General features: G+C 60.8%; 21 protein-coding genes. 5 read left to right on the forward strand and 16 right to left on the reverse strand.

From position 1 onward, the window contains the following. Positions 1 to 30: 30 nt before the first annotated feature. A complete protein-coding gene (locus tag E3Z29_RS08780; RefSeq protein ID WP_098967536.1) occupies positions 31 to 384 on the reverse strand; it encodes an MGMT family protein in 354 nt (117 codons plus the stop codon). Positions 385 to 550: 166 nt separating this feature from the next. On the opposite strand from E3Z29_RS08780, the gene E3Z29_RS08785 reads away from it, so the two are divergent. Beyond that, the gene (locus E3Z29_RS08785) at positions 551 to 1558 is read left to right on the forward strand and encodes a DUF481 domain-containing protein (RefSeq protein WP_134785576.1); all 1008 of its coding nucleotides are present in this window, start codon (positions 551 to 553) and stop codon (positions 1556 to 1558) included. 116 nt (positions 1559 to 1674) lie between these two features. Here E3Z29_RS08785 and E3Z29_RS08790 read toward each other — a convergent pair whose 3' ends face one another. Next, positions 1675 to 1884 (reverse strand): cold-shock protein, encoded by a 210-nt coding sequence (locus tag E3Z29_RS08790; RefSeq protein WP_002554837.1) that lies wholly within the window; start codon positions 1882 to 1884, stop codon positions 1675 to 1677. Between the two features lie 353 nt (positions 1885 to 2237). On the opposite strand from E3Z29_RS08790, the gene dcd reads away from it, so the two are divergent. Both dcd and E3Z29_RS08800 read left to right on the forward strand, forming a co-directional pair. After that, positions 2238 to 2804, forward strand: a complete 567-nt coding sequence (gene dcd / locus E3Z29_RS08795; protein WP_003222308.1) for a dCTP deaminase — start codon at positions 2238 to 2240, stop codon at positions 2802 to 2804. Between the two features lie 102 nt (positions 2805 to 2906). Further along, positions 2907 to 3116 carry a hypothetical protein gene (locus tag E3Z29_RS08800; protein ID WP_027614346.1) on the forward strand — a complete coding sequence of 70 codons (210 nt, stop codon included), beginning with the start codon at positions 2907 to 2909 and terminating at the stop codon, positions 3114 to 3116. Between the two features lie 46 nt (positions 3117 to 3162). On the opposite strand, the gene pdeM is transcribed toward E3Z29_RS08800, so the two are convergent. The 10 genes from pdeM to E3Z29_RS08850 form a co-directional block, all read right to left on the reverse strand. Continuing rightward, positions 3163 to 3819, reverse strand: coding sequence for a ligase-associated DNA damage response endonuclease PdeM (gene pdeM / locus E3Z29_RS08805; protein WP_098967537.1), 657 nt, complete (start codon positions 3817 to 3819; stop codon positions 3163 to 3165). Next, positions 3816 to 6305 (reverse strand): ligase-associated DNA damage response DEXH box helicase, encoded by a 2490-nt coding sequence (locus E3Z29_RS08810; protein ID WP_134785577.1) that lies wholly within the window; start codon positions 6303 to 6305, stop codon positions 3816 to 3818. Before E3Z29_RS08810 ends, pdeM begins: the two co-directional genes overlap by 4 nt. 192 nt (positions 6306 to 6497) lie before the next feature. Continuing rightward, positions 6498 to 7262: an ABC transporter ATP-binding protein gene (locus tag E3Z29_RS08815; protein ID WP_123586990.1), complete on the reverse strand. Its 765-nt coding sequence runs from the start codon at positions 7260 to 7262 to the stop codon at positions 6498 to 6500. Positions 7263 to 7275: 13 nt separating this feature from the next. Beyond that, on the reverse strand, positions 7276 to 8394 hold the full coding sequence (locus tag E3Z29_RS08820; protein WP_134785578.1) for a succinylglutamate desuccinylase/aspartoacylase family protein: 1119 nt from the start codon (positions 8392 to 8394) through the stop codon (positions 7276 to 7278). Between the two features lie 11 nt (positions 8395 to 8405). Beyond that, a complete protein-coding gene (locus E3Z29_RS08825) occupies positions 8406 to 9116 on the reverse strand; it encodes an ABC transporter permease (RefSeq protein ID WP_134785579.1) in 711 nt (236 codons plus the stop codon). Next, complete coding sequence (locus tag E3Z29_RS08830) at positions 9113 to 9841, reverse strand: ABC transporter permease (RefSeq protein WP_134785580.1); 729 nt, start codon at positions 9839 to 9841, stop codon at positions 9113 to 9115. Before E3Z29_RS08830 ends, E3Z29_RS08825 begins: the two co-directional genes overlap by 4 nt. A 57-nt stretch (positions 9842 to 9898) precedes the next feature. Beyond that, a complete protein-coding gene (locus E3Z29_RS08835) occupies positions 9899 to 10681 on the reverse strand; it encodes a transporter substrate-binding domain-containing protein (protein ID WP_003222321.1) in 783 nt (260 codons plus the stop codon). A 425-nt stretch (positions 10682 to 11106) separates the two neighbouring features. Further along, positions 11107 to 12795 (reverse strand): ATP-dependent DNA ligase, encoded by a 1689-nt coding sequence (locus E3Z29_RS08840; RefSeq protein ID WP_134785581.1) that lies wholly within the window; start codon positions 12793 to 12795, stop codon positions 11107 to 11109. Continuing rightward, entirely contained in the window at positions 12792 to 13826 is a 1035-nt protein-coding gene (locus tag E3Z29_RS08845; protein ID WP_098967542.1) for a ligase-associated DNA damage response exonuclease, read from the reverse strand. Before E3Z29_RS08845 ends, E3Z29_RS08840 begins: the two co-directional genes overlap by 4 nt. Positions 13827 to 14090: 264 nt before the next feature. Beyond that, on the reverse strand, positions 14091 to 16538 hold the full coding sequence (locus tag E3Z29_RS08850; protein WP_134785582.1) for a penicillin acylase family protein: 2448 nt from the start codon (positions 16536 to 16538) through the stop codon (positions 14091 to 14093). Positions 16539 to 16880: 342 nt separating this feature from the next. Here E3Z29_RS08850 and E3Z29_RS08855 point away from each other — a divergent pair, with 342 nt between their 5' ends. Then, a complete protein-coding gene (locus E3Z29_RS08855; protein ID WP_134785583.1) occupies positions 16881 to 17438 on the forward strand; it encodes a cysteine hydrolase family protein in 558 nt (185 codons plus the stop codon). 148 nt (positions 17439 to 17586) lie between these two features. Here E3Z29_RS08855 and E3Z29_RS08860 read toward each other — a convergent pair whose 3' ends face one another. From E3Z29_RS08860 to E3Z29_RS08875, 4 genes are read right to left on the reverse strand one after another with little or no spacing between them, the layout of a single operon-like run. After that, positions 17587 to 17790 carry an SEC-C metal-binding domain-containing protein gene (locus E3Z29_RS08860; RefSeq protein ID WP_003198420.1) on the reverse strand — a complete coding sequence of 68 codons (204 nt, stop codon included), beginning with the start codon at positions 17788 to 17790 and terminating at the stop codon, positions 17587 to 17589. Next, entirely contained in the window at positions 17787 to 18281 is a 495-nt protein-coding gene (locus E3Z29_RS08865; protein WP_027614355.1) for an LEA type 2 family protein, read from the reverse strand. Before E3Z29_RS08865 ends, E3Z29_RS08860 begins: the two co-directional genes overlap by 4 nt. A gap of 43 nt (positions 18282 to 18324) precedes the next feature. After that, the gene (locus E3Z29_RS08870) at positions 18325 to 18801 is read right to left on the reverse strand and encodes a YchJ family protein (RefSeq protein ID WP_027614356.1); all 477 of its coding nucleotides are present in this window, start codon (positions 18799 to 18801) and stop codon (positions 18325 to 18327) included. A 4-nt stretch (positions 18802 to 18805) separates the two neighbouring features. Beyond that, on the reverse strand, positions 18806 to 19303 hold the full coding sequence (locus tag E3Z29_RS08875) for a DUF6231 family protein (protein WP_027614357.1): 498 nt from the start codon (positions 19301 to 19303) through the stop codon (positions 18806 to 18808). 197 nt (positions 19304 to 19500) lie between these two features. Between E3Z29_RS08875 and E3Z29_RS08880 the strand changes: the two genes are divergently transcribed. Then, positions 19501 to 20196, forward strand: a complete 696-nt coding sequence (locus tag E3Z29_RS08880) for an OmpA family protein (RefSeq protein ID WP_098967546.1) — start codon at positions 19501 to 19503, stop codon at positions 20194 to 20196. Positions 20197 to 20250: the final 54 nt, after the last annotated feature.

A 20250-nucleotide genomic window follows, 5' to 3' on the forward strand; every position in this document is an offset into this window, starting at 1 on the left:
CCTCAAGATTGCGAAAACAAAGCGCGCACTCTAACCGCTGTGCTCTATCGGACGCCAGCCATGGCGCTGAATATCCACACGATTGTTCAGGACGGTGACGCCTTCAGAACGCAATCGTGCCCGTTGTTCGTCCCCCGAGGGGCTGCCCAGTGGCAGACTGATCCGACCGCCGGCACCCAGTACCCGGTGCCACGGCAGTTTGGTATCGCCGGGTAATTGGCTCAGGGTCCGGCCGACCCAGCGGGCGGCGCGCCCCAACCCTGCGAGTTCAGCTAACTGACCATAGCTGACCACCTTGCCCTCAGGCACTTGGGCAAGGGTGGAATAAAGCGCCGTGCGTCGGATTTGCGCTTCGCTTTCCTCGGGATGATTCGGCTCTTTCACCAGCGCGGTTCCTGAACAATAGTCGTATCGATGGGCTCAAGCGTAATCGCTCGTTGGCCAGATGAGAAATGAACTCAATGGAAATCGCTCGGTCAGTCCTTGTCAGGGTCTTATTCCTACGGATAATGCCGACCTTTTTTCGCAAACTTGAGCCCTCGATCCGCTTATGTTGTCCAGAACCCTGCTGTGCCTTGCTGTCTTCAGTGCCTCCACGCCGCTGCTTGCCGATACCGTCTGGTTAAAGAACGGTGACAAGCTGAGCGGTAAGATCTCCGTTTTCGATGGCGGCAAATTGCTGATCCAGACCCAATATGCGGGTGCGGTCAGCATCGACTGGAAAGAGGTCAAGACCCTGCAGAGCGATCAGGAGCTGCTGGTCAAACAGGACGCCTACAACGGTGAAAAAGCCAAGTCGCTGACCGCCGCCGATGACGGCAAGGTCACCCTGGCCAACGGCGAGGCGCCGAAGACCGTCGAGCTGGCGAGCATTCAGCAGATTCTCAAACCGAAACCGGTGGTCGAGGATCTGGTGTGGAAAGGTAATGTAGGCCTGGCGATGGATTATCAACGGGCGGAAAAGGACACCGACGACTACGACATCGACTTCAAGACCACCGCGCGTCATGGCCGCTGGCGGCACACCGCCGAGGGCGAATACAACCGCGAAGTGCAGGACGAGCAGGTCACCACCAATAACTGGCGCGCCGAATACGCACTTGACCGCTTCCTCACTGACAAATGGTTCTGGCAGGGCCGCCTGAACTACAAGCGCGACTACGTTGAAGAGCTGTCGCGTCAGCGTGTGGTCGGTACCGGTCCGGGTTACCAGTTCTGGGACGACGAGCTGGGCGCGTTCTCGCTCGGTTCGCTGCTCAACCGCACCGATTACGAGTACAGCGATGGCGGCAAGGACAACTTCTATTCGGTCGCCATGAAGTGGGATTACAACCGCTACCTGATCGGCAAGAAAGTCGAGTTCTTCACCAACGGCGAGCTGGGCAAGCCGCTGTCTGACGTAGCCAATTACGCGCTGGATGCCGAGATGGGCCTGCGCTACAAGGTCACCGACTGGGCGTCGCTCAACCTCAAGGCCGAACGCGACATCATCAGTGGTACCAAGGATGCAGATTTGAACAAGACCCGCTACACCGCAGGGTTTGGCGTGGCCTGGTAAGGCAAGTCGAAAAAAAAGCAGCCGTGAGGGCTGCTTTTTTTGTGGCCGTTAAAAAACACACGCCCACAAAAAAGCCCCGCTTTGAGGGCGGGGCTCTTTTCTAAAGAAGCTACAAGTTAGATAACTTGTACTTCTTCAGCTTGCATGCCTTTCTGACCGCGGGTAGCGATGAAAGAAACCTGTTGGCCTTCTTTCAGGCTTTTGAAGCCGTCGGATTGGATAGCTTTGAAGTGAACGAACAGGTCGTCACCGGATTGTGGAGTGATGAAGCCGAAGCCTTTTTCATCGTTGAACCACTTAACGGTACCGGTTTGGCGATTAGACATGGTGTAACTCCTTGAACAAAGATAACTGCGACTCAGGAAGAACCCTGGCCGAGACTGAGTGCAAAGAGCAGGAAAAATTCTTGTAGATGGTTGGATCGAAATTCAACATATCGTGTAGAGATTCTCAGTGACACAAGCAACACAGTGGCGCCACCTTAACCCTTTTTCCGGAACGTGCCAATGTTTCTTGCGAAGGTTTCTCTGTTTTAGGGATCGGCGGTGTGACGGTTCGTCGCCAGAGCCTGTATTTCCAGGGTGTTCGGCGAGAATTTCAGCGCGGACTTTGAACCCGGCGGCGCGCCCGGTAAGATGCCGGACAGATTTTTTCCACCTCGCTATTCAGGACACCCGCCATGAGCATCAAATCGGACAAGTGGATTCGCCGCATGGCGCAGGAACACGGCATGATCGAGCCTTTCGTCGAGCGCCAGGTGCGCGGCAGCGACGACAGCCGTGTGATTTCCTACGGTGTGTCGAGCTACGGCTACGATGTGCGCTGCACCAACCATTTCAAGGTGTTCACCAACATCAATTCGGCGATCGTCGATCCGAAGAACTTCGATGCCGGCAGCTTTGTCGACATCCACAGCGACGTCTGCATCATCCCGCCGAACTCCTTCGCCCTGGCCAGCACCGTCGAATACTTCCGCATTCCGCGCAACGTATTGACCATCTGCCTGGGTAAAAGCACCTACGCGCGCTGCGGCATCATCGTTAACGTCACCCCGCTCGAGCCTGAGTGGGAAGGCCACGTGACCCTGGAATTCTCCAACACCACCAACCTGCCGGCGAAAATCTACGCCAACGAGGGCGTGGCGCAGATGCTGTTCCTCGAATCCGACGAGCAATGCGAAGTTTCGTACAAGGATCGCGGCGGCAAATATCAGGGCCAGCGTGGCGTGACCCTGCCGCGTACCTGATCCATCCGGCAGTTCGCGGGAATTCTTTGGCGGGCAGACACTCTATGGGGTGTACTGCCCGTTTTTGCTTCTGGCAAAGCGGGCCTTCGCCGAGGAGGTTGCATGAAGATCGATCCGCATATCACCGCCCAACTGGCAAGGCTTGAGCCCAATCAGGTTGGCGTTTTGGCCTGGTCATTGTTGGCACACCCGGCTTTCCATATGGCAGGCGGCATTCCCGGTCAGCCTGATCCCGACACCCCTAACGAACAACCGACCGAACCCGGCGAGCCGACGCTGCCGGACGAGCCGCCACCCGCGCCAGTGGCCTGAGTCGCTACTCCATGAATGGCCAGTCGGCTGAGGTTTGCCCAAGACCTCAACTGACGGGCCATATTTCGTTGTCGCCGATGACGAAAATCCTGCACTGAGCGTCTTTCTCGACCTGATAACCACCGGTAAAGGCACCAAAGGCCGGCAGCAGGCTCAATCGCTCACCCAGTCGAAAACATGCCAGCCGCAAACGCTGCCGCCCCTTGCCGTTGAGCCGATAGACCGGATGCACATGCCCGGCCAGCACATGCCGCTCGGGATGTGGATCCGGTTCGTGTTGCAGGGCAAACGGCCCGAGCAGCAGGGGCTCCGGAACCACGCGGATATTCAGCGCCGCCGGGGGATCCCCGGCACGTTTGTCGTGGTTGCCGCGAATCAGCGTCATCGGCAGATCCGCGTGCCGTGCACGCCACTCGGCCAGGGCATTCAGCGTACCCGTCGCATGCGAACCGGGGCCGTGCAGAAAGTCACCGAGGAAAATCAGCTGCCGACAGGGCAGTCTGGCCAGCAAGCGGTCGAGCACTTCGATATTCGCCGTCGTGGTGCCCTGGGGTACCGGCTGGCCGAGGCTGCGATAGGCCGCGGCTTTGCCGAAATGCACATCGGCGATCAGCAGTGCTTGCTGCGCCGGCCAGTACAGGGCCTTTTCCGGCAGCAGCCAGAGTTCTTCACCGGCCAGGCGCACTGGATACGCTGCACTCATGAGGCTTGACCCTTGTCGGCGGACTTCTCCAGATCGCCGACCATGCGCCGGATGCGGTCAGCGAGTTTTTCCGAACTCATGCTTTCGCGCATGCGCTCCACCAGCAACGGAAAGCCTAGCGGTGTAGGACGTTTGATCAGGTGCATGTCCAGTTTCATCCGGTTGATCCGCTCCAATGTCTGTTCCAGACGACGAATATCCAGTTCTTCCCGTAAGACTTCTTCCCCGGCTTGAGCCAGCAGCAGGTTGTCAGCGTCGTATTGTTTGAACACTTCGAAGAACAATCCGCTGGAAGCCTGTACCTGGCGGGTACTTTTCGGCGCGCCGGGATAGCCGGCGAACACCAGCCCGGCGATCCGCGCGATCTCGCGAAAGCGCCGCAACGCCAGCTCCCCGGCATTGAGGCTGGCCAGCACGTCGCGCAGCAGATGCTCGGGGCTGAGCAGCGCCGCATCGAGTTGCTCGAACCAATCGACCGGCGTGGCGCTGAGCAACTCCAGCCCGTAATCATTCACCGCAATCGAGAACGTCAGTGGCTGGCGCTGACTGACGCGCCACGCCAACAGACTGGCGAGCCCCAGATGCACCTGGCGCCCGGCAAACGGATAAAGGAAAAGGTGCCAGCCTTCACGGGATTTCAGCGCTTCGGCCAACAGACTGTCGGAGGTGGGCAGACCCGACCAGTGCGCCTGGGTTTGCAGCAACGGTTGTAGCGCCTGCATTTCCGGGCCGACGAACTCGCCCCGTGCTGCCGCCGTGAAGCGGCTGACCACGGCGGCGGCCAGTTCGTTGGAAAGCGGCATCCGCCCGCCATTCCAGCGCGGCACGGCGGCTTTTTTCGCGGTGCTGCGTTTGACGTACGCGGTCATGTTTTCCACCCGCACTAACTCCAGCAAACGCCCGGCAAACAGAAAGCCATCGCCCGGTTTCAGCCGCGCGATAAAACCTTCCTCGACGCTGCCCAACTGCTTGCCACCGCCACCCTTGCTCCAGAATTTCAGATTAATGCTCGCGTCGCTGACGATGGTGCCGATGCTCATGCGATGACGGCGGGCGAGTCGCGCATCGGGCACGCGCCAGACGCCGTGTTCATCCGGTTCGACCCGGCGGTAATCCGGATAGGCCGTCAGAGAAAGCCCGCCATGACGTACGAAAGCCAGCGCCCAGGCCCAATCTGCCAGTGTCAGATCACGATAAGCCCAGGCACCACGCACTTCTTCGTACAGCTCTTCGGGAGTAAAACCACCGCCCAGCGCCATGCTGACCAGATGCTGCACCAGCACATCCAGCGGTTTGTGCGGCGACAGACGCGGTTCTATGAGTCGTTGCGCCACGGCGTCGCCTGCGGCGGCGGCCTCGATCAGCTCCAGGCTGTGGGTCGGCACCAGCGTCACCCGCGAAGTGCGCCCCGGCGCGTGACCGGAGCGCCCGGCCCGTTGCATCAGCCGCGCCACGCCTTTCGCCGAGCCGATTTGCAGGACCCGTTCCACCGGTAAAAAGTCCACGCCCAGATCCAGGCTCGAGGTGCAGACCACGGCTTTCAGCTTGCCGTCCTTCAACGCTTGCTCGACCCAGTCGCGGGTCTCGCGGGACAGCGAGCTGTGGTGCAACGCGATCAGCCCGGCCCAGTCCGGCCGCGCTTCGAGCAATGCCTGATACCAGATTTCCGACTGTGCCCGGGTGTTGGTGAAGACCAGGCTGCTGGCGCAGGCATCCAGTTCGGCGACCACCTGCGGCAGCATCTTCAGACCGATGTGCCCGGCCCACGGAAACCGCTCGATGGCCGGTGGGACCAAGGTGTCGACATTGAGTGATTTTTCGCTCTGGCCCTGCACGCTGATCCCGCCGCCCTGTGGGATCAGCACCTGTTCGGCGTGGGCTTGATTGCCGAGGGTGGCGGACACGCCCCAGACGATCAGTTCGGGTTGCCAATGGCGCAGGCGGGCGAGGGCCAGTTGCAGTTGTACGCCGCGTTTGTTGCCGAGCAGTTCGTGCCATTCATCGACAACGATCATCCGCAGGCTCGACAACGCAGTCCTGGCGTCGGCTCGGGCAAGCAGCAGGGTCAGGCTTTCCGGGGTGGTGATCAGCGTGGTTGGCAGGCGCCGGCCCTGACGCGCACGTTCGGCGCTGCTGGTGTCGCCGGTGCGCAGACCGATGCTCCACGGAATCTGCAAATCGCTGACTGGCGCTTGCAGGGCGCGTGCGGTGTCGGCGGCGAGGGCACGCATCGGCGTGATCCACAGCACGGTCAGTGGTTCGGCTGGTGCTTTGCGTTTTTTGCTGTCTGCAACGCTGGGTTTGATGCGGGCGAAGCGGTTGAGCGCGGCGAACCACACCGCATAGGTTTTACCGGCGCCGGTGCTGGCGTGGAGCAGGCCAGACTGACCTTTTTTAACGGCGGCCCAGACGTTTTTCTGAAAGGCGAACGGCTTCCAGCCGCGTGCGCTGAACCAGAGTTTTGCGAAGTCGGTGGAGGTCGGCATACCGGCGGCTTGCGCTCTGAAGGTGTTCCTTCAGTGACCGCGCCGTTGAGGGACAAGTTTAATTTTGTGCGAGTACATACACCCTTGTGGGAGCGGGCTTGCTCGCGAAAGCGGTGGGTCAGTCAAAACAATGCTGACTGACCCACCGCTTTCGCGAGCAAGCCCGCTCCCACAGGTTTTTATCTGCGTCTGTTACTTGAGGTTACCGCTGAGGAACTGCTTCAGCCGTTCGCTGCGCGGATTGCCCAGCACATCTTCCGGCGCGCCTTCTTCTTCCACCAGCCCTTGATGCAGAAACAACACCTGGCTGGAGACCTTGCGGGCGAAGCTCATTTCATGGGTCACCATGATCATCGTCCGACCTTCTTCAGCCAGACCCTGAATCACCCGCAACACCTCACCCACCAGCTCCGGGTCGAGCGCCGAGGTCGGTTCGTCGAACAGCATCACTTCCGGCTCCATCGCCAGCGCCCGGGCAATCGCCACCCGCTGTTGCTGGCCGCCAGAGAGAAACGCCGGGTACTGATCGGCAACCCGCGCCGGCAGGCCCACTTTATCCAGATAACGGCGGGCGCGGTCTTCGGCTTCCTGCTTGCTGCAACCCAGCACCCGGCGCGGGGCCATGGTGATGTTTTCCAGCACGGTCATGTGGCTCCACAGGTTGAAGTGCTGGAACACCATGGCCAGTCGCGTGCGCAGGCGTTGCAGTTCATTCGGGTCGGCGACGTGCATGCCGTGGCGGTCGGTGACCATGCGGATCGCCTGGCCATCGAGGCTCATGGCGCCGTCGTTGGGTTGTTCGAGGAAGTTGATGCAGCGCAAAAAGGTGCTTTTACCCGAGCCGCTGGCGCCGATCAGGCTGATCACGTCGCCGGTCTTGGCCTTGAGCGAAACGCCTTTGAGTACCTGATGGTCGCCATAGCTTTTGTGCAGACCTTCAACAGTCAATTTGTACATGGGGCAGACATCCTCAAGGCGAAAGTAGGTAGCCGCTGCGATAGGCTTCGGCGCCCGCCACGTGGGCGATCACCATGCCGGCAGTAGCCATGCGCCGCAGCGAGCGGGCGTACAGCAGGCCGGCGGCAGTGCAATGAATGGGGGTGACCCGGTCGTGGATCGGGTCGATGATTTCGGCAATCTGTTGCCCGGCTTGCAGGTATTGCCCGGCCGTAGCGGTGTACACCAGCAAGCCGCCCACCGGCGTGGTCACCGGTTCGACGCCGGCCAACGGCGTGGCGGGGAACGGCAGGGGCGGCTGCGGTTTGGTCTCGCCGACGATCGCATCGAACTGGATCAGGTAATCGATCAAGGCCTGGCAGTCACGACTGGCCATTGGGTGATTGACGTCACCCTGGCCGCGCAACTCCACGGTCACCGAAAAACTGCCCAGCGGAATCTCGAAGTGTTCGCCAAAGCGCTCCTGCAGTTGCCACCACAACAGGGTGAAGCATTCGTCGAATGACTGGCCGCCGGAATCGGTGGCCAGCAGACTGGCCTGAGCTTCGATGTAACGCGCCAGCGGCTCGACCTGCGGCCACGCTTCGGGCGTGGTGTAGAGATGAACCACGGATTCGAAATCGCAGTGCAGATCCAGCACCATGTCGGCATCGCACGCCAGCCGTTGCAGGGTCAGGCGCTGGGATTGCAGTTGCGTGCCGGGTGTCTGGCGGGCGAGGGCGTTGCGCAGGCTGGTGCGGATCAGCTCAAGGTTGCGCTGCGGGTCGTCGCCCAGCTTGCCCTCGATGTCGTTGCCGATTTCTTCGCTGAGGTCGACGAACCAGCGATTGAAATTCTGCCCGCTCTCCATCTCGTACCGGCCCAGCGGCACGTCCATCAGCACTTGTTCGAGGCCGACCGGGTTGGCCACCGGCACCAGCACAATCTGGCTGCGCAGGCGCCCGGCGGCTTCCAGCTCCGCCAGTCGCTGCTTGAGGTGCCAGGCCACGAGCATGCCGGGCAGTTCGTCGGCATGCAGCGAGGACTGGATGTAGATCTTGCCTTGGGCCTGCTCCGGGCCGAAGTGGAAGCTGTGGATCTGTCGTGCGGTCCCCGGCACCGGGGCCAACAGGTCATGGATCTGGTGTCGCATTACAGGTTTTCCTAGTGGGTCGGCCCGAGGAATGCCAGCCATCGGCGTTCGGCGAGGCGGAACAGGCCGACCAGCGCGAAGGTGATGGTCAGGTAGATCAGCGCGGCGATGCCGAACGACTGGAAGGTCAGGTAGGTCGCCGAGTTGGCGTCCCGCGCAACTTTCAGGATGTCGGGGATGGTCGCGGTGAAGGCCACGGTGGTCGAGTGCAGCATCAGGATCACTTCGTTGCTGTAATACGGCAACGACCGGCGCAGCGCCGAGGGCATGATCACGTAGGCGTACAGCTTCCAGCCGGTCAGTCCGTAGGCCTTGGCCGCTTCGACTTCGCCATGGTTCATGCTGCGGATCGCCCCGGCGAAAATCTCCGTGGTGTAGGCGCAGGTGTTCAAGGCAAACGCGAGGATCGTGCAGTTCATCGCATCGCGAAAGAAACTGTCGAGCACCGGCTGCGCACGCACGGCGGCCAGGCTGTAAATACCCGTGTAGCAAATCAGCAACTGGATATACAGCGGCGTGCCACGGAACAGGTAGGTGTAGAACTGCACTGGCCAGCGCACATAGAAGTGCGAGGACACCCGGGCGATCGACAACGGGATCGACACCAGAAAACCGATGAAAATCGAGGCGCTGAGCAGCCACATGGTCATCGCCAGACCGGTGATGTTGGTACCGTCGGTATAAAGGAAGGGTTTCCAGTATTCCTGTAGGAGTTCGATCATCGTACGGCCTCCCGGGCACCGGCGGCGTAACGGCGCTCGAGCCAGCGCAGGATGACGTTGGATGCACTGGTGATCAGCAGATAGATCAAGGCGGCGAGTACCAGGAAGTAGAACAGTTGATAGGTGCTTTTACCGGCGTCCTGCGCGGCTTTGACCAGATCGGCCAGGCCGATGATCGACACCAGCGCGGTGGCCTTGAGCATTACCATCCAGTTGTTGCCGATGCCCGGCAGGGCGAAGCGCATCATTTGCGGGAACACCACGAAGCGAAAACGCTGGCCACGTTTGAGGCCGTAGGCGGCGGCCGCTTCGACCTGACCGCGTGGTACGGCGAGGATCGCCCCACGGAAGGTTTCGGTGAAATACGCGCCATAGATGAAGCCCAGGGTGATCACCCCGGCGGTAAAGGAGTCGATTTCGATGTAGTCCCACTCCATGACGTCGGTCAGGGCTGTCAGCCAGGTTTGCAGGCTGTAGAAAATCAACAGCATCAGCACCAGATCCGGCACCCCGCGAATCAGCGTGGTGTAGAGCTGGGCAGGCAGGCGCAACAGTTTGGATTTCGACAGTTTGGCACTGGCACCCAAGAGGCCGAGCAACACGGCCACCAGCAGCGACAACGCCGACAATTTGATGGTCATCCAGGTGCCTTCCAACAGCAACGGGCCGAAGCCCTTGAGGCTGAAGGCGGAGAGCCCCAGATTTTGTAAGAGGTTTTCGAACATAAATCAGCAACCTGAGCGGATGGAAAAGGCGCCCATCGAACGATGGGCGCCAGGGCATTATTTACCGCTGTACAGATTCAGATCGCCAAAGTGTTTCTTTTGAATCTCGGCGTATTTGCCGTCATCGTGTAACGCTTTGATACCTTTATCTAAAAGCGCCTTCAGCTCTTTGTTACCTTTCTTAATACCGACAGCGGTTTTGGCTGGCAGCAATTCACTGTCGACCGGCTTGCTGACTTCGTAGTTGGCGCCATCAGGCGACTTCAAAAAGCCCAATTCGGCTTGCAGCATGTCCTGGATCGAGGCGTCGAGGCGGCCGTTTTTCAGGTCGGCATAGACCTGATCCTGGTTGGCGTACGCCTGGATTTTTACCCCGGCCTTCTCCAATACGGCCTTGGCGTAGGCTTCCTGGATGGTGCCTTGCTCGTAACCGACGGACTTGCCCTTGAGGGAAGCGACGTCATCGCTAAGGCCGGAGCCCTTCTTGAACACATAGGAAGTCGGGCCGGAGAACAGCTCGCTGGAGAAGTCGATCGCCTTTTCACGGGCCGGGGTCACGGTCATCGACGAGATCACACCGTCGAATTTGTTGGCGTTGAGGCCCGGAATCATGCCGTCGAAGTCACTTTCAACCCATTTGCACTTGACCTTCAGCTCGGCGCAGATTGCGTTGCCCAAGTCGATGTCGAAGCCCACCAGGCTGCCGTCGGCCGCTTTCGACTCGAACGGTGCGTAGGAAGGATCAACGCCAAAACGCAGCTCTTTGTATTCCTTGGCCAGCGCGGAGCCGGCAGCCATGCACAACGCCAGTGCAGAAAGGGTCAGCAATGCTTTTTTCATTATTCAATCCCTAAGAACCAATATGAGCGCTTGTGGCGCAGAATTATTGTTACTGGAACGCGTACGACCTATAGAAAGTAGCAATTTCCGAACCAGAGTCCCGAACAAGTGTTTTAAAAGGTTGGGGGAGGGAGGAGGGAGAGGGAATGGTGCACGGGAATGGGCGTGGGGATTGAGCTGCACCAAGTTGGGTCGATGCAGGCATTTTTTAGTGATTCAGAATACTTGTAGCGAGGGGATTTATCCCCGAACGGCTGCGCAGCAGTCGCAAATCCGGTACACGCGGTTTACTGAAAGAATGATGGGGGGCCGCTTCGCGGCCCATCGGGGATAAATCCCCTCACCACAAGATCTCCTCACCAGAAAATCCACTCACTACAGGATGTTCATTCAGGACGATTGGAGGTTTGTCCCGGAAAACCGGGTCAGGCCAGCAAATCCTGCAACGTTGCCAGGCTATCGGCCTCATCCACCGTCTTGTCCTGCCGCCAGCGCAGCATCCTTGGAAAACGCACGGCAATGCCGCTCTTGTGCCGTCGCGACAGGGCGATGCCTTCGAAACCCAGTTCGAACACCAGACTCGGTTTGACGCTGCTGACCGGGCCGAACTTTTCCACGGTGGTCTTGCGCACGATGCTGTCGACCTGGCGCATTTCCTCGTCGGTCAGCCCCGAATAGGCCTTGGCGAACGGCACCAGCGCTCGTTGGCTGGACTCGGGCGGGCCGTCCCACACGGCGAAGGTGTAATCGCTGTACAGACTGGCGCGCCGGCCATGTCCGCGCTGGGCATAGATCAACACCGCATCGACGCTGAACGGATCGACCTTCCACTTCCACCACACGCCCATGTCCTTGGTCCGGCCTACGCCATACAGGGCGTCGCGGGCCTTGAGCATCATGCCCTCGACACCGAGGCGCCGTGAGGCTTCGCGCTGCTGGGCGAGGTCGAACCAGTCACTGCCAGTGAGAATCGGCGAGGCCAGTAACACCGGGTTGTTACCGTGAGCGATGACCTGCTCCAGTTGTGCGCGTCGTTCGGCCTGTGGGCGGTTGCGCCAGTCTTCGCCCTGCCACTCCAGCAAGTCGTAGGCGAGCACCACCACCGGCACTTCTTCGAGGATTTTCTTGTCGAGGGTTTTGCGCCCGATGCGCTGCTGCAGCAGGGCGAACGGTTGCACCGCCGGCGGTGCGCTCGATTGCGGATCGAAGGCGTCTGCGGTGCTCGGATGGGTGCTTTTCCAGACCACGATTTCGCCGTCGATTACCGTGCCGTCGGGTAACGCGTGGACCAGTGTGTCGAACTCGGGGAAACGCTCGGTCACCAGTTCTTCACCCCGCGACCAGACCCACAGCCGACCCTCGCGCTTGACCACCTGCGCCCGGATGCCATCCCACTTCCATTCCACTTGCCAGTTGCTCGCCGGCCCCAGCAGCGCTTCAAACTCCTCCACCGGTTGTGACAAGCCATGCGCGAGGAAGAACGGGTAGGGTTGGCCGCCACGTTGCGCATGTTCATCGGCGGATTCCGGCGCGATCAGTTTCAGGTAGCTGGTCGCGTTCGGCCGGTTCGACAGGTCGGTGTAACCCACCAGGCGCTGCGCCACGCGTTTGCTGTCGAGGCCGGCCATCGACGCCAGAGCGCGGGTGACCAGCAGTTTCGACACGCCGACGCGGAAACTGCCGGTGATCAGCTTGATGCACAGCATCAGGCTCGGCCGATCCAGTTGCGCCCACAGCGCGGGCAGGTGGCGGGCGAGGTATTCCGGGGTTTCACCGCGCAGTGGCAGCAGCTTGTCTTCAATCCATTCGGCAAGGCCGGCCTCGGAGCTGTGCGAATTTTCCGGGAGCACCAGGGAAATGGTTTCCGCCAGATCGCCTACGGATTGATAACTTTCCTCGAACAGCCACGGTTGCAGTCCCGAGACTTCCACTGCCAGTTCGCGCAGGATGCGCACCGGCACCAGTTGCCGCGGGCGTCCACCAGACAGAAAGTACACCGCCCATGCCGCGTCCTGCGGTGCTGCTTGAGCGAAGTAGGTTTGCATCGCCGCCAGTTTGGCATTGCTTGACGTGGTGGCGTCGAGTTCGGCGTACAGCTCGGCGAAAGCTTTCATGCTTGCACCTCGGCGATAACCGGCTCGGCGCCAATGTTCTCCTCTTCATCGTCGCCGTATTCGGTGTTGAAACCCTGCGCGTCCAGGCCTTGTTCGCGCAGATGCCGGACCAGCACGCCGATCGAGCCGTGGGTGACCATCACCCGTTCGGCGCCGGTCTGTTCGATGGCCCAGAGCAGGCCGGGCCAGTCGGCGTGATCCGACAGCACAAAGCCGCGATCCACCCCACGACGCCGCCGAGTACCGCGCAGGCGCATCCAGCCGCTGGCGAAGGCATCACTGAAATCACCGAAACGGCGCATCCAGGTGCTGCCACCGGCCGAGGGCGGGGCGATGACCAGCGCCTGACGCATGATCGGGTCGGATTTTTTGATGTCGCCGGCGTAGATCGTCGGCGGCAGGTACACGCCGGCCTCGCGGTAGACCCGGTTCAGTGGCTCGACCGCGCCGTGACTGAGGATCGGGCCGAGGCTGGCGTCGATGCCGTGCAGGATCCGCTGGGCTTTGCCGAACGAGTAGCAGAACAACACGCTGGCCTTGCCGGCGGCGATGTTCGCCTGCCACCACTGGTTGATCTCGCTGAACACCTGCGCCTGCGGTTGCCAGCGGTAGATCGGCAGGCCGAAAGTCGATTCGGTGATGAAGGTGTGGCAGCGCACCGGTTCGAACGGCGCGCAGGTGCCGTCGGGTTCGATCTTGTAATCTCCCGATGCGACCCAGACTTCGCCGCCGTATTCCAGACGCACCTGGGCCGAACCGAGCACATGCCCGGCCGGATGGAAGCTCAAGGTCACGCCGTGGTGGGTCAACCGCTGGCCGTAGGCGAGGGTTTGCAGGTTGATGTCCTGACCCAGACGCGCACGCAAGATCCCTTCGCTGGCGCTGCTGGCAAGGTAGTGCTGATTGCCGTTACGGGCGTGATCGCCGTGGGCATGGGTGATCACCGAGCGCTCGACCGGGCGCCACGGATCAATGTAGAAATCCCCTGCAGGGCAATACAAACCTTCGGGGCGGGCGATAACAAGGTCCATGTCGTTACCAGAATGGGGGGCTTGTTAGCTATGAGGTTGGCGCGAGTCCGGAAGTTCTATCGATTTTCAAAGCTCCCTCACCCCAGCCCTCTCCCGGAGGGAGAGGGAGCCGACCGAGGTGTCTGGCGAGCTACATCGACCTGAAAGTCCGCGTCGATTATGGATTCGGCGCGACGGTTCAGGTCGGTGTATTGCGAAAGAACAACTCCGTCGGTCCCCTCTCCCTTGGGAGAGGGTTAGGGTGAGGGACTTTTGATCTGTGCCTTACTTGCCCGGTGTGAGGGTCAAACGCGTCTTGCCATACACCCGGTCAAAGTTCTGCGGCTGCATCGGCAAGCCGATGTACTGACCCTTGAGCCACGCATCGATGCCGTTGAGGTAGTTCGGGCTGGCCGGGTTGCCGGACTGGCCGGTGCCGTTCTGGCCCATCAGCGGCTCAGCCTGGCTGAAATCAACGATGAAACGCATCGACGGCGCACGCGTGGTGTTGAAGTCCTTGCCCCAGGCAAACGCCGCAGTATTGAGCGTGGTGTGATCGCCGCCGGCTGCCAGCGGGCCGCGAACGGTCTGGCCATTGGCGTTTTTCCACGTGTAGCTGTGCAGTTTGCCCCACTGCCAGGCCTTGTGATCGCCACCCAACTGACTGTCGCCAGCGTTGATCGCGGCGGCCAGACTGCGCGCCAGAATCACGGCTTTGTCTTCTTTCTGCGGGGTACGCAAGTCATCCCAGAACGGGCTGTCTTCGCGCCCGAGCAGGTGATCGGCCTGCGCCGCGTAGGACAAGTCGCCATTGGCAACAAAGGCTTTCCACGCCGGACTCGACTCGGGGCCGAGCTCATCGAGGAAGATCTGCTTCATGCTTTCTTGCAGGAACAGTTCATAGATCGCCGCATCCGCCGAGGTCGGGCTGAGCTTGCCGTCAAACGCCATCAATCGGGTGAACGCCTCGCGCGCCTTGTTGCGATCGGCTTCCGGCAGGGCGTCGATCGCCTGTTTCAGCGGCTGCTTCATGCCCGGCGCTTCAAACATTTTCTTCAGCTTGGCAGCGAAGGTGGTGGTCTGGTCGTACTGCATGGCGATCACGCTGCGACCGTCCTGTTTGCCGCTGTTGGCCAGTTCCGCCAAGCGCTCACCGCGCTCCGGCGCCGCCCACGAGTTGGACAACTGCATGCCGTAGCCGTGAGGAATGACCCGCTGGTTGGCGGTGCCGAGCCAGCCCTGGGTCGGGTCCTGATCGTACGGGTGCAACATCGGGTCGGCGTAACCGTCCCAGTCATAACGACCTTCCCAGCCCGGCGATGGCAGCAGGCCTTCGCCTTCGCGCCGGTTGGGGAAACGCCCGGTGACCTGCCAGCCGATGTTGCTGGCGTCGGCGAATACCATGTTCAGGGCGATGGCGCGGATCTCGCGGCTGGCGTCTGACGCGCGTTCAACGTTCTGCGCACGGGTCAGGTCAAAAAATGCGTCCAGCGATTTGTCGTCGGTGAAGCTCGGGGTTTGCAGGGCCAGACCAAAACCGTTGCCCTGTACGGCCTGAGCACTGTTGAGCAGCGCGCCGTGGCGGGTTTCGTACACCGCTTCGCGAATTGGTCGCTGGCCTTTGACGAAATAGGTTTCGTTGCGCACGCCCAGCGGCTGCCATTTGCCATTGACCTCATAGGTCAGGCTGTTGCCCTGACGGCGGATTTTTTCCAGGAACAGGTCCTGATTGTCGCCGAGCACGCTGGTGGCGCTCCACGCGACTTTGCCGTTGAAGCCTCCGAGGATCATCGGCAAACCGGCAACGGTGACACCGGCGGCCTGATATTTCGGCGCGCGGATCTGCACGAAGGTCCACAGCGACAGTGCCGCCAGTGGGCCGTGGCTGTCACTGGCGAGAATGCTCTTGCCGCTGCGGCTGCGTTGCGGGGCAATGGCCCAGTTGTTCGAGGTGCTGGCGCCGAGCAGATTCACCGCCGCCAATTGTTGGCTGGCGTTACTCAGCTCCGTCAGGCCAGGGATCTGCCCGTTGAGCTTGAGGCCTTGCAGCTTGTCGGCCTCGGCCAGTGGCAGATTTTCATCGGGTGCGGACGGGGTCAGCCAGGCGAGTTTGTCGCTGGTCACGGTTTGCGCCAGCACCAGGGATGAGATCTCTTCCGGCAGGTTGGCCGACTGGCTGAAGTTCAGCAACGCGAACATCAGCGCCGAATCTTCCGGTTTCCAGTATTCCGGCTTGTAGCCGCTGGCGGCGAGATCGCCCGGCAGTTTGTCGGCGTAGCGGAACAGGTAGGCGTTGACGCCCCGCGCATAGACTTCGAAGAAACGCTTGAGGCGTGGCGACGAGGCCTTGTACAGCTCGTCGGCGCTTTTCTTCAGGTTGACCGCGCGCATGTAGCGGTCGGCATCGAGCATCGACGGCCCGGACATTTCCGCCAGACGCCCCTGGGCCAGCAGGCGCAGGGTGACCATTTGGTTGATGCGGTCGCTGGCATGCACGTAACCGAGGGTGAACAGCGCGTCGTGGAAGCTGTTGCTTTCGATCAACGGCATGCCCATGGCATTGCGGCGTACCGAGACGTTCTGTGCCAGACCCTTGAGCGGTTGCACGCCGGAGGTGGGAGGAACGGTGTCCTGCGCGTTCCAGGTCTGGCAACCGGACAGGCTCAAGACACCGGTCACTGCTGCGGCAACGCCGAACCGGGGAAGAAAATGTGTGAGGGCTGGCGAGGCCATGGCAAAGCTCCTGCGGGGGTGTAGAGGCTGGGGGCGCAATAAAGCCGCTACGTTAGTGAGCAGGAGATGGCCGCGCAAGCGGGGGACAAACTTATTTGTGAGGTGTGACAGAACCTGTGGTGAGGGGATTTATCCCCGATGGGCAGCGCAGCAGCCCCAAACCTGCCATCTCGGTGGGTCAGCTCTGTCTCGGTTGCAGGAATTAGGGCCGCTTCGCTGCCCATCGGGGATAAATCCCCTCACCACAAAGCGCTTCAATCTGCCGTGTTCGATAGCTTGCTTAATAAGTGGCGGTGATGCTGAACTGCGGAGCTCACTGACCCCGCATGAGAAAAAAACGCCATGGAGCTCAAGGCCAACGCCGCACTGATCATCATCGACCAGCAACAAGGCATTCTGCAGCCGCGACTGGGTAGGCGGAATAATCCACAGGCCGAAGAACGCATGCTCGATTTACTGAGGGCGTGGCGCAGTAGCGGGCGGCCGGTGATTCATGTGCAGCATCTGTCGCGTGAACCGGATTCGGTGTTCTGGCCCGGGCAGTCAGGGGTGGAATTTCAGCAGCGATTCATGCCGCAGGACGGTGAATGGCTGATCCAGAAACAGGTACCGGATGCGTTTTGTGCCACGGGGCTGGAAGCGCAGCTGCGTGAGGCGGGGATCGGGCAATTGATCATTGTTGGTGTAGCGACCAACAACTCGGTGGAATCCACAGCGCGCACGGCGGGCAATCTGGGGTTTGAGGCGTGGGTGGCGGAGGATGCGTGTTTCACCTTCGACAAGGCCGATTATTTCGGCACACCGCGTTCAGCCGAAGAAGTGCACGGGATGTCGCTGGGGAATGTGCACGGGGAGTATGCGACGGTGGTCAGCGCTGCGCAGATTCTGGCGGCTGTCTGAACATTTTGGGGTGAATGTACCGGCACATTCGCGAGCAAGCCCGCTCCCACAGTCGACTGCGTTCAGTCAGCGGGAACGCGGTCAACTGTGGGAGCGGGCTTGCTCGCGAAGGCAATGTGTCAGGCGAAAAATATCTTCACCTGAAGCATCAAGCGCCGTGGCACTTCTTGAATTTCTTGCCGTTGCCGCATGGGCAAGGGTCGTTGCGGCCGACGTCTTTCAGGGCGTTGCGCACCGGTTCCTGGTGGGCGTGGCCGCAGTTCGGGCCGTGGACATGGCCATGATCGTGATCGTGATGATGGTCATGATCGTGGTTGCAATCAGGGCCATGGACATGAGGTTGCTGAGTCATCGGTTGTGCTCCGGAATTAAATCGGCGGGGATTATCACGCCATTGCGCTCCAGGTGCACGTAGTGGGCGATGAATAAACCGGTTTCCATCTCACCCTGCAATCGATAGGGCACCTGCTGGTGCTGACTTTTCAGCATTTTCACCACGTCCTTGACCCGCGGCCACAGGTTGGTGCGGATCGGTATCCGATAGAACGCGCTGCTTTTCGGCCCTACCGTGATCCAGTGTTCATGCTCGCCTTCGGCAAGCAACAGGTCTGCCAGATGAATGCGATATTCCATGCCGCGCACCGTCAGGTCGCTGTCGTTTGGGTTGTCGATGCGAAAGTGCAGGATGAATTTCTGTTCGAGCAGCTTGGCCCGCACCACCTCGACTTTTACCAGGTGCACGGCGGGGTCGACGCTGTCGTCGCTGAACCATGAGGCGCAACCGCCGAGGTTCAGGATCAGCATCAATAACAAGCCATGCAGTGTGCGACAGTGACCGAGCATCGAAAAAACTCCCTTTGTGCCCCAGTCTAGTCGGCACTTCCCTTTATGCGCCGAAATACCCCGCACAGCACTTCTTGAACTTCTGCCCGCTGGCACACGGGCACGCGTCATTGCGCCCCAGCTTCAACTGCACGGTCGGGTCGATGAAGTACCAGCGCCCGGCGTTTTGCACGAACGAGGAGCGCTCGCGGTGGCTGTGTTCGCCCTGGCTGTCGTGCCAGCGCGCGGTAAAGGTGACGAAGGCATGCTCGGGTTGGCCGCCGAACACTTCCGAGCTTTCGACCTCAAGGCCGAGCCAGGTGCTCTGCGCGCTCCAGGCGCTGATCGACTGGCGATCCAGACCGGCCTGCTGGGCGGGCAGGGTGGTGGCCACCAGATAATCGATCAGCCCCAGCACGTAGGCGCTGTAGCGCGAACGCATCAGCGCTTCGGCGCAAGGCGCCGGGTGGCCTTCGTGATAGTGGCCGCAGCAGGCCTCCAGCAGGTTGCCGCTGCCGCACGGGCAAATGGCTGTACTCATTGCATTACCACCAGTATTTGCCGAAGTTTTCCGGATTGGCCCAGAATCGCGAGTTGAGCCAGTCGGGGACTTGTTTGTAGTCAAGCAGATCATAGGTGAACAGGGTCAGTACCTGATCGTCACGCTGGAAGCGTTCACTGGCCTGCAGCGCCAGCGAGTAGAAATCGGTTTCCTGCCAGCCGCTGGCCGGCAGATCCGCCAGCACTGCAATGCGGCTGGCGTTGAGGTTGCGAATCCCGCCCAGCAGATTCAAGCCGTCACGCTTGGGCAGGTGCTCAAGGCAATCGACCACCAGCGCCAGGTCGAAGCGCCGCGCCGCGAGTTCGGCGGGCAATGCACCGGGTGCGGCGTGGGCCACGCAGGTGTCTGGATGTGCCTGCTTGAAAGCGGCGAGCGCCGGAAATTCGCTGGCGCCGATCAGCAGCAGACGCGCCGGGGCATAGCGATCCAGTAAAGCAGCCAGCGCCTGTTGCGGCGTGCGCGAAGAAATGGCGACGTTCATCGAAGCTCCTCAATCAGATCGCCAAGACTAGCGCGCCAGACGGATCCGGCCTAGACCCCGATTTGCCGCGGGCGGCAAAAGTGCCGAATCCTTGTGAACACGGTCCCAAATGCCAGTGGCCTATTGCTGGCGGAGATTAAAACTCCGGTCTTTACTCCGTGAATCGGTTCTAAGCCGATCCCTCAGGAGAAAACCAGATGAGCATAGTTCGGACAGCATTACCTTTGATTCTGCTAACCAGTGTGTTGACTGGTTGCGCAGGTTTGCAGAAAACCGACTGGCCGACCTGTGCGGCGGTCGGTGGTGTAGTCGGTGCCGGTCTCGGCGCGACGGAAAGTTCGGCGTGGGCCGGTTATGGCGCGCTGGTGGTCGGTGGTACGGCAGCCGCCTATTGCTGGGTGCACGGTGATGGCGACGAAGACGGCGATGGTGTGCCGGACAGTCGCGACAAGTGCCCGCACACGCCTAAAGGCGTGCAGGTCGATGCTGACGGCTGCCCACCACCTGCCCCTGCGCCAGTGGTAGAAGAGGCGGTTGTGGTCAAGGAAGAAACTATCGTCATTCGCGATGTGCACTTCCAGTTCGACAAAGCCACCCTGACCGGCTCCGACAAACAGGTGCTGGATAAAGTCGCCACGCGCCTGAAACAAGAGTCGTCCACGGCGCAACTGACCGTGACCGGCCACACCGACAGCGTCGGCAGCGATGCCTACAACAAAAAACTGTCGGATCGCCGTGCGCACTCGGTGGTGGAATACCTGATCCAGCAGGGTGTGCCGCGTGCCAGCTTCGTTTCGGTCTCGGGCATGGGTGAAAGCCAGCCAGTGGCGGATAACAAAACCGCAGACGGTCGCGCACAGAACCGTCGTACCGAAATCAAAATCGTCCGCTAGCCCCTCTCGCATCCGCGGCTTGTGCAGTCGCGGATGCGGGTCTTTACTCCTGTG

The sequence above is a fragment of the Pseudomonas sp. S150 genome (assembly GCF_004526365.1).
In the GTDB taxonomy this organism is placed as follows: domain Bacteria; phylum Pseudomonadota; class Gammaproteobacteria; order Pseudomonadales; family Pseudomonadaceae; genus Aquipseudomonas; species Aquipseudomonas putida_A.